General features: G+C 62.5%; 14 protein-coding genes. 3 read left to right on the top strand and 11 right to left on the bottom strand.

Going from position 1 to position 15,790, the window contains the following annotated elements; all coding sequences use genetic code 11:
• Positions 1-17: 17 nt before the first annotated feature.
• The 3 genes from K3555_RS06630 to K3555_RS06620 form a co-directional block, all read right to left on the bottom strand.
• Positions 18-509 (bottom strand): hypothetical protein, encoded by a 492-nt coding sequence (locus K3555_RS06630; RefSeq protein ID WP_259991283.1) that lies wholly within the window; start codon positions 507-509, stop codon positions 18-20.
• A gap of 159 nt (positions 510-668) precedes the next feature.
• On the bottom strand, positions 669-2,714 hold the full coding sequence (locus tag K3555_RS06625; protein WP_260007850.1) for an acetyl/propionyl/methylcrotonyl-CoA carboxylase subunit alpha: 2,046 nt from the start codon (positions 2,712-2,714) through the stop codon (positions 669-671).
• Positions 2,715-2,866: 152 nt separating this feature from the next.
• On the bottom strand, positions 2,867-3,070 hold the full coding sequence (locus K3555_RS06620; protein ID WP_129370421.1) for a hypothetical protein: 204 nt from the start codon (positions 3,068-3,070) through the stop codon (positions 2,867-2,869).
• Between the two features lie 677 nt (positions 3,071-3,747).
• Here K3555_RS06620 and K3555_RS06615 point away from each other — a divergent pair.
• On the top strand, positions 3,748-4,890 hold the full coding sequence (locus K3555_RS06615) for a DcaP family trimeric outer membrane transporter (RefSeq protein WP_259991278.1): 1,143 nt from the start codon (positions 3,748-3,750) through the stop codon (positions 4,888-4,890).
• Positions 4,891-4,985: 95 nt separating this feature from the next.
• Here the strand turns inward: K3555_RS06615 and K3555_RS06610 are convergent, their stop codons facing one another.
• From K3555_RS06610 to K3555_RS06575, 8 genes are all read right to left on the bottom strand, one after another.
• Entirely contained in the window at positions 4,986-5,330 is a 345-nt protein-coding gene (locus K3555_RS06610; RefSeq protein WP_260007848.1) for a hypothetical protein, read from the bottom strand.
• A gap of 69 nt (positions 5,331-5,399) precedes the next feature.
• Entirely contained in the window at positions 5,400-5,540 is a 141-nt protein-coding gene (locus tag K3555_RS06605) for a hypothetical protein (RefSeq protein WP_024089507.1), read from the bottom strand.
• Between the two features lie 214 nt (positions 5,541-5,754).
• Positions 5,755-6,126, bottom strand: coding sequence for a DUF6497 family protein (locus K3555_RS06600; RefSeq protein ID WP_260007847.1), 372 nt, complete (start codon positions 6,124-6,126; stop codon positions 5,755-5,757).
• Between the two features lie 119 nt (positions 6,127-6,245).
• Complete coding sequence (locus K3555_RS06595) at positions 6,246-6,686, bottom strand: hypothetical protein (RefSeq protein WP_260007846.1); 441 nt, start codon at positions 6,684-6,686, stop codon at positions 6,246-6,248.
• An 80-nt stretch (positions 6,687-6,766) separates the two neighbouring features.
• Positions 6,767-8,299, bottom strand: coding sequence for an acyl-CoA carboxylase subunit beta (locus K3555_RS06590; protein WP_259991269.1), 1,533 nt, complete (start codon positions 8,297-8,299; stop codon positions 6,767-6,769).
• 185 nt (positions 8,300-8,484) lie between these two features.
• Positions 8,485-9,720: a hypothetical protein gene (locus K3555_RS06585; RefSeq protein ID WP_260007845.1), complete on the bottom strand. Its 1,236-nt coding sequence runs from the start codon at positions 9,718-9,720 to the stop codon at positions 8,485-8,487.
• Positions 9,721-9,742: 22 nt separating this feature from the next.
• On the bottom strand, positions 9,743-10,126 hold the full coding sequence (locus K3555_RS06580) for a hypothetical protein (RefSeq protein WP_260007844.1): 384 nt from the start codon (positions 10,124-10,126) through the stop codon (positions 9,743-9,745).
• Positions 10,123-12,897 carry a hypothetical protein gene (locus K3555_RS06575; protein ID WP_260007843.1) on the bottom strand — a complete coding sequence of 925 codons (2,775 nt, stop codon included), beginning with the start codon at positions 12,895-12,897 and terminating at the stop codon, positions 10,123-10,125. Before K3555_RS06575 ends, K3555_RS06580 begins: the two co-directional genes overlap by 4 nt.
• A 184-nt stretch (positions 12,898-13,081) precedes the next feature.
• Between K3555_RS06575 and K3555_RS06570 the strand changes: the two genes are divergently transcribed.
• Positions 13,082-14,293 (top strand): multidrug effflux MFS transporter, encoded by a 1,212-nt coding sequence (locus K3555_RS06570; protein WP_259998236.1) that lies wholly within the window; start codon positions 13,082-13,084, stop codon positions 14,291-14,293.
• Positions 14,294-14,368: 75 nt separating this feature from the next.
• Entirely contained in the window at positions 14,369-15,757 is a 1,389-nt protein-coding gene (locus tag K3555_RS06565; RefSeq protein WP_259998234.1) for a short-chain fatty acyl-CoA regulator family protein, read from the top strand.
• The last annotated feature ends 33 nt before the right edge of the window (positions 15,758-15,790 follow it).

Here is a 15,790-nt window from a genome sequence, read left to right as displayed (position 1 = left end):
CCGAGCCGCGCCTGCTGTCAGCTGTTGCCGCGGACGTAAATCAGCGCCATCGCCTGTTTGTCGAGCACAACCATGGCATGGCTGTCCGGCACGAAGACAAGGTTGGACTGCGGATTGAGAATAGCGCGGTAGTAGACGCCTTTCACAGTCTCGTTCATGCAATTGACCCCGGCCAGGCCCGAGTTCAGGATCCCGATACCTTGCGGCAGATCCCGCGACATGATCGCCTCGGTCACCGCATTGGGGGATTTTCCCGCCACCCGGAATACAACCGGTTTGCCGTCTGCCAGCATTTTCATGCCGGTATTGACGGATCGCGCCCTGCCCAGCAGCGAGGTGATCCGCGGCTGTTCCGTTGTGTGGAACACCGCAGCGGTGCAGGTGGACGAGGATTGGAAAAAGAAGGTTTCGCCCAGTTCCGTCCATTCGGACAGCAGCACGCGCACCTCCTCTTCCTTGTCGAGCGTGCAGCCCGTCAGCAGGAGAATGCCCGAAAGCAAACCGGTCATTAAGCGGAACATAGGGCACCTTGAGGAAGTTCAACCCGGGCAGGATTGCAGAAATTCCTGAAGATTCGGTGCACGCAACCGTACGGTCCGGGGCAGGCATGCGGGTGCCGGCGGAAAAAACCGCCTGCCCGCCCGCGCTTATGCCTGCCCCGTGGTGCATTATTCGAATTCCATGATCACATCATCAACCGCCAGGCTGTCGCCCGCGGATGCGTTGATCTTGGAGACCACGCCCTTTTTCTCGGCGCGCAGGATGTTTTCCATCTTCATCGCCTCGATGGTGCAAAGGGCCTGGCCCTCCTGGACTTCCTGCCCCGCTTCGACGTCGACCTTCACAATCAGGCCGGGCATCGGGCAGAGCAGCATCTTGGAAGTATCGGGCGGCAGTTTTTCCGGCATCAGCTGCGCCAGTTCCGCCTGGCGCGGGGTGCGCACATGGACCTTGAGATCCGCCCCGCGGGAGCGGATGCGGAAACCCTGGGTGACCTTGCCGGTCTTCAGCACCAGGATCTCGCCGTCCACATCCAGTGTGGCCAGCTGGTCGCCCGGCGTCCAGTCCGAGGACACGCGCAATGCGGTGCCATCGGCGAACTTGACAGTGGCACCGTCGCGGTCGGCGTCAATCACCACGTCATAGGACTGGCCCTGCAGGGTGACGGTCCAATCGGTGCCGACCTTGCGTTCATGGTTGTCCATCCGGCCCGACACCCGGGTGCGGCGGATTTCGGCAACCCGGTGCATGGCCGCACAGGAGGCGGCGATCTTGCGCAGGTCGGCTTCGGGCAGCTCAACGCCCTCAAAACCTTCGGGATACTGTTCCTCGATAAAGGCGGTGGTCATGGTGCCGTCGATGAAGATCGGGTGATCCATGACAGCTGACAGGAACGGCAGGTTGTGGCCGATGCCCTCCACCTCGAAGCTGTCGAGGGCAATGCGCATGGCGTCGATCGCCTCGGCCCGGGTGGGCGCCCAGGTGCAGAGCTTGGCGATCATCGGGTCGTAATACATCGAGATCTCGCCGCCCTCATAGACGCCGGTGTCATTGCGCACGGCAGCCTCGCCCGCGGGCGCATCCCCCTGCCACTTGCCATTGATCAGCATCGGGCCTGCGGCAGTCTCGGCCGGCGGGCGGTAGCGCGACAGGCGGCCGATGGAGGGCAGGAAGCCGCGGTAGGGATCTTCGGCATAAAGACGGTTTTCAATCGCCCAGCCGGTAAGTTTCACGTCTTCCTGGCGCAGCGGCAGCTCACCGCCGTCTGCGACGCGGATCATCTGTTCGACCAGATCAACGCCGGTGATCAGCTCGGTCACCGGGTGTTCCACCTGCAGGCGGGTGTTCATTTCCAGGAAGTAGAAGTTCTTGTCACCATCAACAATGAATTCCACAGTGCCGGCTGAGGCATAGCCGACGGCCTTGGCCAGCGCCACGGCCTGCTCGCCCATGGCTTTGCGGGTTTCTTCGTCCAGGAAGGGCGACGGGGCCTCCTCCACGACTTTCTGGTTGCGGCGCTGGATCGAGCATTCACGCTCGCCCAGGTAGATGCCGTTGCCGTGGGTGTCGCAGAGCACCTGGATTTCGATGTGGCGCGGCTGGGTGACGAATTTCTCGATAAAGATGCGGTCGTCGCCAAAAGAATTCGCGGCCTCGTTCTTGGAGGACTGGAAACCTTCGCGGGCCTCGTCGTCGTTCCAGGCGATGCGCATACCCTTGCCGCCGCCGCCGGCGGAGGCCTTGATCATCACCGGGTAGCCGACCTCGTTCGAGATCTTCACCGCCTCATCCGCGTCGGCAATCAGCCCCATGTAGCCGGGCACGGTGGAAACACCGGCTTCCTGGGCGATTTTCTTTGAGGTGATCTTGTCGCCCATGCTTTCAATCGCGCCCACCGGCGGGCCGACAAAGGCGACGCCTTCGGCGGCCAGGGCCTCGGCGAATTTGGAGTTTTCCGACAGGAAGCCATAGCCCGGATGCACCGCCTGAGCGCCGGTTGCGCGGACTGCCTCCATCACCTTGTCGATGACGATATAAGACTGGTTGGCGGGCGGCGGGCCGATGTGGACAGCCTCGTCGGCCATTTGCACATGCAGGGCCTGCTTGTCGGCGTCAGAGTAGATGGCAACGGTTTTGATGCCCATTTTCCGCGCGGTTTTAATCACCCGGCAGGCGATCTCGCCCCGGTTGGCGATCAGGATCTTGTCAAACATAGGTGGTCCCTTTGTATTCTGGCCCTTGGTCCTTGGCATTCCGGAATGCAAAACGCCGCGCCCGGGGCAGACCCAGGCACGGCGTTTGCGCGATTTTTGCACCGGCCGCAGCGGGCCGGATGTTCAGCAGTGCAGCGGCAGCGGTGGCGGCCTTAGCACTTGCGGGGATTTTGCTGGCAATAGACCAGGTTTGCGGCCACGCCGACGGCTGCGCCGGTGACCAGGCTGCCGTCCAGCAGCGCAGCACCTGCGGCGCCTGCGCCGGCGCCATATACGATACGTTCGCCAGTGGTGTCGCCGCAGGCCGCCGCAAAGCCGCAGAGCGACAGGGCCGCGATGAAAGTTTTTGCCCGCATGTCCAGTTTCCTTCTTCCGGGGACGTCAGTGTCCCTGCGGAATTTGCAGGCTGGACAGCCGCGCGCAACGCTGTGCCGAACCCGCCCTTCAGTTGGGCGGAGGCTTGCCGCATGGGGGGGAGTATACGGCAAGCTTCCGCCGGTGCCTGAAGGGGAGAAAAGACGGGCAGGACGCGGATGGGGGCGCGTACCTGCCCGTTCAGGCGAAGGGGCCGGAACAGATGCTCGGCACAGCAGCGTGGCTGCGCTGCTTGACCCACGATGCACAGCCCCGGCGCTGCTGTAAGCCCCTGAAATGCAAGGGTGCGGATTTGGGCAGATTCCTGCTGACCCAAGCGGCAGCTGTGCGATTTCACGCCGAAATCACGCACTACCGGCCGGGCAATGGCGCAGGGCCGCGTCAGCCCTGTCACATCGCCGTTACAACCCTGACACTGTGCTGGCCGGCCGGCCAAGCGGCTGTCAAAGCGCTGTGAACGGCAGCGCCGGACCGGCGCCGGGATTTGCAACCCCGCCAGCAGCTTGGCCTGCGCAAACACTGCAGCGTGAACAGACCGTGAAAATTTCGCACTTTTTCTGGCGCAAATCCTCACGGCGGCTCTCTTTGAAGTCATTTCCCCCCTGTTTGCGCACGTGGGAGTCTGGCTGCACGACACATAAGGAGGAGGGATAACCCCATGACCAAAGTGCATAGAGGGCGCTTCGCCCTGGCTGCTGCTGCACTTGCCGGCAGCGCTGGCCTGGCCCACGCGGATACGCAGTCCGAGCTGCAAGAGCTGCGCAACCGGGTCGAGGTGCTGGAAGCGGAAAGCCAGCAGGTGACCGGCGCGCCCGGCGACTTCCGCTTGGGCAATACCGCGGTCGACATCTACGGCTACGTCAAGGCCGATTTCTTTTATGATTTCGATTTCGTCCAGGGCGACACGGCCTTTGTCAACAATATCGGCGAGCCGGTGAATGCCACCGACGGCGACTTCGGCGCCACCGTGCGCCAGTCGCGGCTGGGCATCCGCACCACCACCGAGACCGGCATCGGCACCATTCAGGGCCAGCTCGAGTTCGACCTGTTCGCCTCCGGCGGCACCTCCGAGCTGCGGCTGCGCCACGCCAATGTGCAGATCGGCGATCACTGGCTGATCGGCCAGACCTGGACCAACTTCATGCCGCTGGGGCAATACCCCGCCAGCGTCGAATTCAACGGCCCGGTCGGCATCGCCTTTGCCCGGGTGCCGCAGGTCCGCTACAGCAACAGCTTTGGCGACGGTTTCGACTACAGCCTGTCGCTGGAGGAAAACACCGCCGCCTCCAGCGATCCGGTCGCCACGGCAGCGTTCCAGTACAGCAATGATCTGTTCACCGCGCGGATTGCCGGCCTTGCCGGCACCATCCAAAGCGGCGGCGTTGACGTTGATCAGACCGGTGTTACCGTATCCGGCTCCATCACGCCCTGGGACGGCGGGTTGTTCCAGGCCACCTATGTTGACGGCGAGGCCCTGGGGCCGTTGCTGATCGGCCTCGGGGATGCGGTGGTCGGCGGCCAGGCCAACGATGTGAAGGGTTATACCGTCGAATTCCGCCAGGACATCACCGATCAATGGAATGTCGGCATCGCCTACGGGCGCGAGGATTACGACCTGCCGACCTCGACCGGCACGCTGTCCTTCACCGAGCTGGAGACCATTCACGTGAATGCCTTCTACAGCCCCACCGACAATCTGACCTTCAGCGCTGAATACATCTTTGGCGAGCGCAACGACACGATCTCCGGCAATACGTTTGACGGCGACCGGGTGCAGCTGGCGGTTCAGCTGAACTTCTGAGGAAACAGCAGACGGGCGGCGCCCCGGACGCAGCGGCAGGCATCGCGGAGAGATCCGCGGTGCCCGTTGCGTGATATGCGTCCGGGACGGTGCCATCAGTCAAACGCGTCCGGGAAAGACGCCTGCGCCACGGCCACGTTAATGACCAGCAGCGCCTCGTAGCTGGCCGGATCAAACGGATCTTCAGCGGCGATCACTTCGCGGCCGAACAGCCAGCTGAGGCGGCCGGCATCCAGATTGCCGCGCTCGAACGGCTGGTCGCCGAACTGCTCCCACAAAGCCCGCATAAAGGTGGCATCGACGCGCCGGTCGACGTTCTTGCGGTCGGCAAAACGCTCGCGCCGGGTCAGCGGCGTGACCCCTTTGGGATTGGGGCGGCGGACGGTGAATTGAAAATCGGTGCCGGGCATACGGCCCGGGAACCCGCGGTGTTTCAGCATTTGGGTGCCTCCTGTCCGGCACCCTGCGGGCGGGTAAGGGCCGGCCGCAGGGCCGGACCCTTGTGGTCGTTACTTGTACTTGCCGGTGAATTCCGGCTCTTGCGAGATCGGCTCGGGCTCGACCACGACAAATTCTTCTTCCTGCTGGGCGCAGGCAGTGACGGCGGCCAGCAGGCCTGCCAGGGCGATAAGCTTGATGCTCTTGGACATTTCTGTCTCCTGATAAAAAACGCGAAACCTGCGGGGGCTTGGCCCGCCGCCTGCCTCAACCTCAATGTGAAGGCAGCCCGCAGGCTGCCCGCGCCAAGGATAGCGGGGTTTGCAACCGAGTCACATGTGAATCGCGGCAATTGGCAGCGCTGTGGCTGCAATGCCGCAAGAATCCGCCGATCTGAAGTTTGCCCCGCAAGATATTGTGGATGCATCAGAAAGCCTCCCACATGCAGCCAGCGGCCACGGGGCGGTAGGCCTCGAAAAACTGGGTGGCCGCCGGGTCCTGCGCCCCAAAAGGCACCATTCGGTCCGAGAGCGAAATCACCACCCGGGCTGCGGTCAGCCCGTGACCGGCCAGATAGGGCACCGCCAAGGTCTCGCAGAGATGGTCCATGTCGGGCGCCGCCGCCTCATAGCTGACCGAACCGGTTTCCCGGGCGATTTCCGGCGCCAGGAAGCGGAAACGGGCCCAGGTTTCGCCCGCCTGTCCGGGTACTTCGTCCAGCAGCACCTCGGCCAGGGTCACTGGCTGGCCCGACGGAACCGCAACCGGTTCCGCGGCAGAGGCGGACAGGACGGACAATGCTAATGGGATAACAGCCAGATATCCGCAGCCCCGGCCCCCGGTTTCCCAGGCTCCTCCGGCCGGGGCTGCTGGCGCAGCGCATAAAGCGCGCGCTGTTGGTATCTGGCTGAGGCGGATCATGAGACTGATTCGTTTCCCTTGTCAAATTTTGCCGCAATTTCGGGCGGATTATTCGTTTTCGGGCCCGTTTCCGGGCATGTCTTGTCCCGGCGCCGCACCGCATGGCGCAGCCAGCGGGCCCGGTTAGCGGGATTTTCCAGCACGTCGGCAATCAGCCCGGCGGCATTGGAGGGCACCCGGCCCATCACCTGCCCGCCGGCCCGGATGTGCAGCCCCTGCCCCGACCCCGGCCCTGTGGCGGTGATTTCCACCACCGGAGAGAAGCCCCGCATGCCTTGCAGCTTGCGCCACATGTCCTGGCGGATCTGATGCGCCAGCCGCAGCGGGTCGCCGGACGTCAGCACGGTCTCCGCCGCCACGTCGAACTGCGCAGGCAGGCGGCGCGACAGCGTCAGGCTGCTGTCCGTGCGGGTGATATGCCAACGGTTGCTGGACAAATCCGAAGACTCCCTCTTCTTTCTGGTCGAAAATACCCTCGGGGGTGCGGGGGCAGACAGCCCCCGCTCAACATCCGCAATTACAGCGGAATGTTGTCATGTTTCTTCCACGGGTTCTTCAGCTGTTTGCCGCGCAGGGAGGCAAACGCGCGGGAGACGCGGCGGCGGGTGGATTGGGGCATGATCACCTCGTCGATAAAGCCGCGTTCTGCCGCCACAAAGGGGTTGGCGAAACGGTCCTCATAGTCCTTGGCGTGGGCCGCGATCTTATCCGCGTCTTTGAGGTCGGCGCGGTGGATGATTTCGGTCGCGCCCTTGGCGCCCATCACCGCGATTTCCGCTGTCGGCCAGGCATAGTTGAAATCGCCGCGCAGGTGCTTGGAGGCCATCACGTCATAGGCGCCGCCGTAGGCCTTGCGGGTGATCACGGTGACCTTGGGCACGGTGGCTTCGCCGTAAGCAAACAGCAGCTTGGCACCGTGCTTGATGACGCCGCCGTATTCCTGCGAGGTGCCCGGCAAGAAGCCCGGCACGTCGACAAAGGTCAGGATCGGGATCTCAAAACAGTCGCAGAAGCGCACGAAACGCGCGGCCTTGCGGCTGGAATCGATGTCGAGGCAGCCTGCCAGCACCATCGGCTGGTTGGCGACGATGCCCACGGTCTGGCCCTCAAGGCGGATGAAGCCCGTGATGATGTTCTTGGCGAAATCCTCCTGGATCTCGTAGAAATCACCCTCGTCCGCAACCTTGGCGATCAGCTCCTTCATGTCGTAGGGGCTGTTGGGATTTTCCGGGATCAGGGTATCGAGGCTGGTCTCAATCCGGCCAGGTTCGTCAAAAAACGGGCGCACCGGGGGTTTTTCACGGTTATTGAGCGGCAGGAAATCAACCAGGCGGCGGACTTCGGCCAGCGCCTCGACGTCGTTTTCAAAGGCGCCGTCAGCAACCGAGGATTTCTTGGTGTGGGTGGAGGCACCACCCAGCTCCTCGGCTGTCACCACCTCGTTGGTCACGGTTTTCACAACATCCGGGCCGGTCACAAACATGTAGGACGAGTCTTTGACCATGAAAATAAAATCGGTCATGGCCGGGGAATAGACCGCGCCGCCTGCACAGGGGCCCATGATGACGGAAATCTGCGGGATCACGCCCGAGGCCATGATGTTGCGCTGAAAGATCTCGGCGTAGCCTGCAAGGGCGTCGACGCCTTCCTGAATGCGGGCACCGCCGGAATCGTTGATGCCGATCACTGGCGCGCCGTTCTGCATCGCCATGTCCATGATTTTGCAGATCTTCTGGGCATGGGTCGCCGAGACCGAACCGCCCAGGACGGTGAAATCCTGGGAAAACACATAGACCTGGCGGCCATTGATGGTGCCCCAGCCGGTGACCACGCCGTCGCCTGCCGGTTTGTTGTCTTCCATGCCGAAATCGGTGCAACGGTGGCTGATGAACATGTCGAACTCTTCAAAGCTGTCCTCGTCCAGCAGCAGTTCGATCCGTTCGCGGGCCGTCAGCTTGCCGCGGCCGTGCTGCGCGTCAATGCGGCGCTGGCCGCCGCCCAGCCGCGCGTCCTGGCGGCGGTCTTCCAGCTCGGAAAGGATGTCTTTCATGGCACATGTCCCCTGTAGATTTCACCGGGACCATATATTGCGCGGCAGCGAAGCCAAAGGACATTATCGCAAATTTGCAAATCGTTTGCATACGCAGGATGCAAACCTGTAAATCAGCAAAGTTCGCATTTGGATTCCAGCCCCTGTCCGGGGCCGGGGCCGGGGCCGGGGCCGGGGAGGCAGCCTCAGGCCGCTTTGGCGATCCCGGCCATTTGCCGCAGGGCGTTTGTCAGCGGTGTTTTAACCGGGGCTTTGACTCCGAAAGGATTGTCTTCGACCATGCCGATCACCGGATCGTCCTTAAGGAACTTGAGATAGGCGGCGATCTGGGCCAGCAATGCCTGTGCAGCTGTTTTGCGGGCGTCGCCAGTGGCCGATTTCATCTCGAACAAGGCCTTCATCAGCGCCGTCTGGTTGCCGTCCGTGACACCGGCAAGGCCGGCATCAGCGATTTGCGCCAGCACTGGATGGTTCTGGGATTTCAGCGCATCCTGCAGGCTGGAGACGCCGCGGTCCACATCCTCCTTGGCGGCCTGCCAGATTTCCATTGGGTCCGCCGCGGGCTGGCCCGTCTCTGCCGGTGCCTCAATCGCTTTGATCAGCGCTTTGAGCCCGTCCGCGGCCTCGGTCAGCGCGCCTGATTTCAGATTGGCCGCGATGGCGCGGACCTGTTCTGCCAAGGGCGCGGCCTGTTCCGGCGGCAGGGATTTAAGCTTGGCCGCCTGCGCAGTCAGCAGCTTGCCCAGCTTTGCGGCCTGTTCCGATTGGGCCGGGTCCGCGGGCGCAGGCTTGGGCTGACCGCCCAGTTTGGCAAGGGCTGCTTCAAGCCGGTCGAGCCGGGCCGCGCAGGCGTCGTGATCGCCCTGCCCCAGCAGTTTCACGCTGGCTTTGATTTCCGGTGCAAGCTTGCCTGCCAAGTCCGGTTTGCCCAGCGCCTTGACCGCCTCAGCCGCTGCCGCAATGCGGGATTTCAACGCCGCAGCAGCCCCGGCATCAGCTGCCCTGTCTTCGGCAGGGCGGGTTTCAGGGCTGGTTCCTGCGGCGTCGTCGTCGTCATCCGGCAGGCTGTCTTCGTCGATCACGCTGCCATCGGGGCCGACAAGCACCGGCTTGAACTTGACCATTCCCTCCTTCATGAACTTTTTCTTCAGCTGCTTGACGATGCCCTTCAGCGGCTTTTCCGGCTGCAAAAGAACCTCGTTTTCCTCAACCCGCAGGGTGCCGAAACAGGATTTCTTGATCCCCGGCGCCTTTTTCATGTCGCCGCGCAGCACCTTGCCGGGTTTGCGCAGGTCGATCATCAGCCCGCAGTCTTCGGGCTTGCCGGCAAGGCCAAAGGCAAAAGGCAGCTCCTTGCCGGAGGCCTTGGCCTTTTTCAGAAGTTTCAGGACGGCGTCCGCATCAAAAGCCTGATCAGGCATGGCAGGTCTCCTAAGCTGGTTCCTAGCTGGCGTTGCCGGTAAAGGCGTTCCAGTCCTCAGCGCTCATTTCCACAAAATCGAGATCGGCCTCGTCGCCCGGCTCGGACAGCGGCTGATCCGGCCAGATCATCCCGTAGGCACGGCGGAACAGCGCCTGCAGCTCGGCGTCGTCAAACGGGTACTGCTGGCCTGCAAACTGGCTGATGCGTCCAGCAGGGCTGGCGATCAGCGAGTCCAGCGCCAGCCGCAGCCAATCGAGGTTGCCCTCTTTATGGGCGCGCTTGTGCATGCTGCGGATGTCGGCGTCGAACTGGGCCAGATCGGCCATCGGATCGGGAGCATTGACCGCCCGCCCCATGGTCAGAAGCCGCGTGTAGCCCGCGATCAGTTCCTTGCGGATTTTCATGGGATCATGTTCCCCGGATTGCCATTGGTGTAGGTCTTGGTCTCGTTATCCCAGCCATCTGCGACCGGGTATTGCTGCATCATCACCCAGCGGCCCGGTATTTTGGCCGGAGCGGCGCCATGCCGGGTGGTGTATTTCGCCACATAGTCGGCGTTATCCTGCGCTTTTTCCTCGGGATAGTCCGTTGCAGGATCGGGATTGTCTGTGGTTTCCGCCGGCAGCAGTTCCGGCTCCCAGATGAAGTTCACATAGGCGCGGGTCAGCCCCTCAACCTCCTCGAAGCTTTCATAGGTCTTATCGGAAATCGGCTCGCCGTTGTCATCGGAGCGCACGTGTTTCTTGTGGCCGATATAGGCTTTGTCGATCGGGCGGCCGTGTTCAACGGTGAAATCGGCGCTTTCATCGGGATCGGTCAGCGGATCACCGGTGAATGTCATTTCGGTTTCAGTGATATCGACACCTTTGGCCAATGCGGCCTCGGCAGCAATCTCGCGGCCTGCCAGCCAGTCCTGCGGGCTGTGGAACTTGGAAGACGCGCCGGTGTAGGAACGTTCGTCGTCGTCATGCGCATTGGGCGGCTTGCCGGTTTTCAGCCGGGTGATCAGATCCTCGTCGCTGACGTCTGGGCCGTGGCGGTCCAGCGAATGGCCTGCATTGCTGCCGGCACCGTCCAACATCTCATAGGCTTCCGCCGCCTCGGCGCTGAGTTTTTCAAGCTCATTGCGGACCTTATCAAAGGCGGTCTTGGCCTTATCGAAATCCGGCTTTTTGGCTTCATCCTCAGCCGCTGCAACTTTGACCTCTAAGGGGTCCAGCTCGCCTGAAGGCACGCTTGCCCGTTTCAGTGCAGCGATAATGCCCTGCACCTGAAAACGGGCTGTGGCCATCGGTTTGACCGTCTTCAGCAGCTTTTCATGGGTGTCCAGCATCAGGAAGGCGTCGCCATATTCCTTGTCCGTTCCGGCCCGGTCCTTGGCCGCCTCCAAGGCTTCGTCCAGTTTGCTCTCGGCGGCTGGCAGCTTGAGGTATTTCTTGGTCCGGGCGTGTTCCTTTTCGACCTTGGCCAGCTTGGCGCGGTAATCCGCCATGGCCAGCACCAGATCCATGTAATCGGCGTTGTCCAGCACAGTCTGCAGATCACCTGCGGCCTTGGCCGGATCACCGCCGCGGGCAGTGAACTCGGCAGCCTTGATCGCGTCATCCAGCGTGCTCTTCATAACATCCGCATCGCCGGGCAGCACCGCGAGCAGGTCTTCGGCGGCCTTTTTGGCGGTCAGGTAGCCCGGCATTGCACGCAAAAGCGCCAGTGCCGCGGGCACAGCGCTGACAGCATCCGGGTATTTCTGCGCCGTGATATTGTCTGCAACCGGTTTGTGAAAATCATAGCTGGCGGCCTCGGGGAATTGCGTCAGTATCCGGGCCATTTCGCTTCGGTCATCCACAACCTTTTCCAGCTGGAACAGATGGTTCAGCTTGACATGGTATTGCGGCGCGCCGGTTTTTTTGTCGAAGTTGTCGGCATCCGCCAGAAGTTTATGCGCGTCCCAGGTCGTGGTCAGGTCGCTGAGTTCCGGCTCAGCCAGAACTTTTTTCAGAGTGTCGTATTTCGCCTCCAGCGCCTTGACGATCTGTTTGGAATGGCTTTTGCGCATTAACGCGCGGTTGGCCTTTTCCCAGACCTTCAGATCCGCCAGCGCGCCAGCGGGATCATTGTTGCCCTTGAATTTCTGCTTGGTATCCGCCGCCGCCAATGCGTTGCGGAACCCCTCATCCGCTCTGAGGGAGCCGTCAAAGCCGCGCATATAGCGGGCGAGCTTGCCGCGGTCCTTGGAACTGTAGTCTATCAGCTCCTGCAGCAGCCCCTTGGCCTCATTGAACTTTTGCTCCTTGTAGCCCTTTTTCTTGGCGTTTTTCAGGTGATTGCGAAAATCCTTGGCGTCAGGAACAGCGCTGGCGAGGATAAGCTCGCAGCGCTTGTGGGAGTTTGTCATGTAATCGTCCATCAGCGCAGCAAAGCTGAGGCCTTCGGCCAGATCACCCTCATCGCTCAGATTGGATTTCCAGGCCTCCAGCGCCAACTTGGCGGCGCCGAAATCCCCGGCCTTGGAATGGACGGCTGCGGCTTTCATCTGGGTTCCGCGGGCGGCTTCGGCGGTATCCTTGGTAACGCCTGTCATCGGGTTGATCAGCGCCAGCGTGGCGCTGGTCCAATTGTCGAAGAAGATACCATAGGTATTGGCGTCTTCCGCCTTGGACGAGGCATCCTTGGCCGCGGCCTCCACTGCTTCAAAGTCCTTGTCGGTCACGGCGGCGGCCATGGTCTTGTGCGCCGCCTTGATCAGCCCCTCCACATAGGTAAAGGCGCCCTGGTCCAGACTGTTGCGCACCGAGGCGAATTTTTCCTCAGCTGCGGCCAGGGCGGTCTGCGCCTTGTCACGCGCGGCGGCAACCGCCAGCTGCGCGGCGATCTGGCTGGACAGATCGGAAATATCGCTGTCGATCTTGTCAAAGGCGCCGGCCTCATCCGCGCTGAGGATTTCCTTTTTCAGCGCCTTGCGCCCGCCGGCCAGGCTGCGCCGCGCGCCTGAGCTGAGTTCGGCGGGAATGGTGATCTTGTTCAGCTCCGTCAGGGCCGCCGAACGCCTGTTGTCCACCTCCTCATCCACCGGATCGGGAAAGTCCGGCATGGTCCAGGCCTTGAGCTTGTAAAACCGTTCGGCCCATTGCCGGATGGCCGGATTGTTGGCAAGCGGATCAGGGGTATTGGCCATGGGTCACCTCAACAGAACTTAAAAGGACGGGCCTTGGGGGAACGCGCGATTTGATGGAATGCTTAAGCAACCATAGGGGAGGCATTGAATTCGGCGCAAGAGTCTTTTGACGCAACGGCAACCTTATGCCCTGCCAGGCCGGGGACTGATGGACAAGACGGGCCGACTGCTCTAACCGGATGGTATGTCCACATATAATTCCCGCGTTTCCGGCCAGCGGACACCTCCGCGCATTTTCACCCTGATCCTGCTTGCCGGGCTGTCGGCGCTTGGCATGAACCTGCATCTGCCGTCGCTGGCGGGGATGTCCGAGTATTATGCGGTCGATTACCGTGTGATGCAGCTGTCAGTGGCGCTGTATCTGGCGGGCAATGCGGTGGTGCAGATTTTTGTCGGGCCGATCTCGGACCAGATGGGGCGGCGGCCGGTGATCCTGGTCAGCATTGTGCTGTTCCTGCTGGCGACATTGGGCTGCATCTATGCGCCGACGGCCGAGGCGTTCCTGCTGTTCCGGGTGGCGCAGACGGCAGTGGCGGCCACCATGGTGCTGAGCCGGGCGGCGGTGCGCGACATGTATGACACCAACCAGGCCGCCAGCATGATCGGCTATGTCACCATGGGCATGGCAATCGTGCCGATGATCGGCCCCGCAATCGGCGGTTTCCTGGATCAGTGGATGGGCTGGCAAGCCAACTTCTGGCTGTTGTTCCTGGTCGGTGCGGCGACGCTGGCCATCACCTTCACCGATTTCGGCGAGACTGCCCACAAAAGCGGCAAGACGCTGATGGCGCAGTTCCGCGAATACCCGGAACTGCTGCGCTCGCCCCGGTTCTGGGGGTACTCCTTATCCTCGGGCCTCGCCTCAGGCGCTTTCTTTGCTTACTTGGGCGGCGCGCCCTTTGTCGGCACCGAAGTCTATGGCCTCAGCACGGCAGAGCTGGGGGTCTATTTCTCCACTCCGGCGGTGGGGTATTTTGCCGGCAACTTCATCTCGGGGCGGTTTTCCACCCGGATCGGGGTCAATCGCATGGTGCTGTGGGGCTGTGTTATCAACGGCGGCGGGGTGCTGCTGTCGCTGCTGATTGCTATGGCGGGCGCTGACAGCGTGTTCACCTTCTTCGGGCTGATGTGTTTCGTGGGCCTGGGCAACGGCATGGCGATCCCCAACGCCACTGCGGGCGCCATCTCTGTCCGCCCGCATCTGGCCGGCACCGCGTCCGGTCTTAGCGGTGCGATCATGATCGGTGCGGGGGCAGCACTCAGCGCTTTTGCGGGGATGCTGCTGGTGCCGGGATCCACGGCGGTGCCTTTGCTGGCGATCATGTTCGGCACCGCCGCATGCGGGCTGGTTGCGATCCTGCTGGTGGTCCGGCGGGAGCGGCAGATCGGCGCATAACGCCTGCGGTCGGCTTGCAGGCATGGATTTGCAATTATACCATTCGCAAGAATTGGATTTGCAAAGGCACGCCCTATGGCCACCCAGAAACTATACGCCGGCGCCAAGCTGCGTGAAATGCGGCAACGGCTGGAGCTGACGCAGAAGGATTTCGCCGCCAAACTGGGGGTGTCCCTGCCCTATCTGAACCAGATGGAGAACAACAACCGCCCGGTGTCAACCACGGTGGTGCTGGCGCTGGCGCAGGAATTCGGCATGGATGTGACCGAGCTGTCTGCAGGCGACAGCGAACGGCTGGTCAGCGACATGCGCGAGGCGATGGCGGATCCGGTATTTGCTGATGAAGCGCCGCCCTTGGCGGATCTGCGGCTGACCGCATCGAACGCCCCGGCCCTGGCGCGGGCGTTTCTGTCGCTGCACCGGGCGTATAGGCAGACGCATGAACGGCTGGCCTCGCTGGACGAGGCTTTGGGGCGCGAGGACGCGCGCATTCAGGCCTCTCCTTGGGAAGAGGTGCGCGATTTCTTCCACTACTGCGACAACTACATCGATGCAGTGGACCATGCAGCCGAGCATTTTGCCGCCGCCAATGACATCCGCGCGGCAGCCGTGGCCGCGCTGGAGCGCGGCGGCGTGACCGTGCGCCAGTCCGAAATGGAAGGCTTGCGCAGTTTTGATGCGGAGACAGGCGTGCTGCATCTGTCCAACCGCTCGGCGCCGCAGACGCAGCTGTTTCAGATGCTGCTGCAGGTGGCGCTTTTGCGGCAGAACGCGCTGCTTGAAGCGACGCTGGATTTTGCAAAGTTCCAAAGCGAGGAGGCCCGCGCCATCGCCAAGATCGGCCTTGCCAACTATTTCGCTGGTGCCGCCCTGATGCCCTACACAAGGTTTCTGGAGGCGGCGCAGGCCTGCCGCCATGATCTGGAGCTGTTGTCGATCCGCTTTGGCGCCTCGATCGAGCAAATATCGCACCGGCTGTCGACCCTGCAGCGTCCCGGCGCCAAGGGAGTACCGTTTTTCTTTGTGCGGGTTGATCAGGCTGGCACGATCACCAAGCGGCACTCGGCCACGCGGCTGCAGTTTGCCCGGTTCGGCGGCGCCTGCCCGCTGTGGAACGTGCACCGGGCGTTTGAGACCCCGGGCCGGTTCCTGCGCCAGCTGGCAGAGACGCCGGACGGGGTGCGCTACATCTCGCTGGCGCGGGATGTGTCGAAACCGGGCGGCTCATTCGGATCCCCGGTGCGGCGCTATGCCATTGCGCTGGGCTGCGAGGTGCGCCACGCGGAGGCGCTGGTCTATGCAGACGGGATGGATGTGAACCAGGACAGCGCCTATGAGCCGATCGGCATTTCCTGCCGCATTTGCGAGCGCAAGGACTGCCACCAGCGTTCGGTCCCGCCGCTGGAACGGCGGCTGACCATCAACACCGATCAGCGCGGCGTGCTGCCGTATGAGGTGAGCTGATGCACCGGCTGGCCTGCGTACCCGGCGCGCTTT

Source organism: Leisingera sp. M527, from assembly GCF_025141525.1.
In the GTDB taxonomy this organism is placed as follows: Bacteria; Pseudomonadota; Alphaproteobacteria; order Rhodobacterales; family Rhodobacteraceae; genus Leisingera.
The sequence above is the reverse complement of the archived record's forward strand: the minus strand, read 5'-3'. Positions and strand labels throughout refer to the sequence as shown.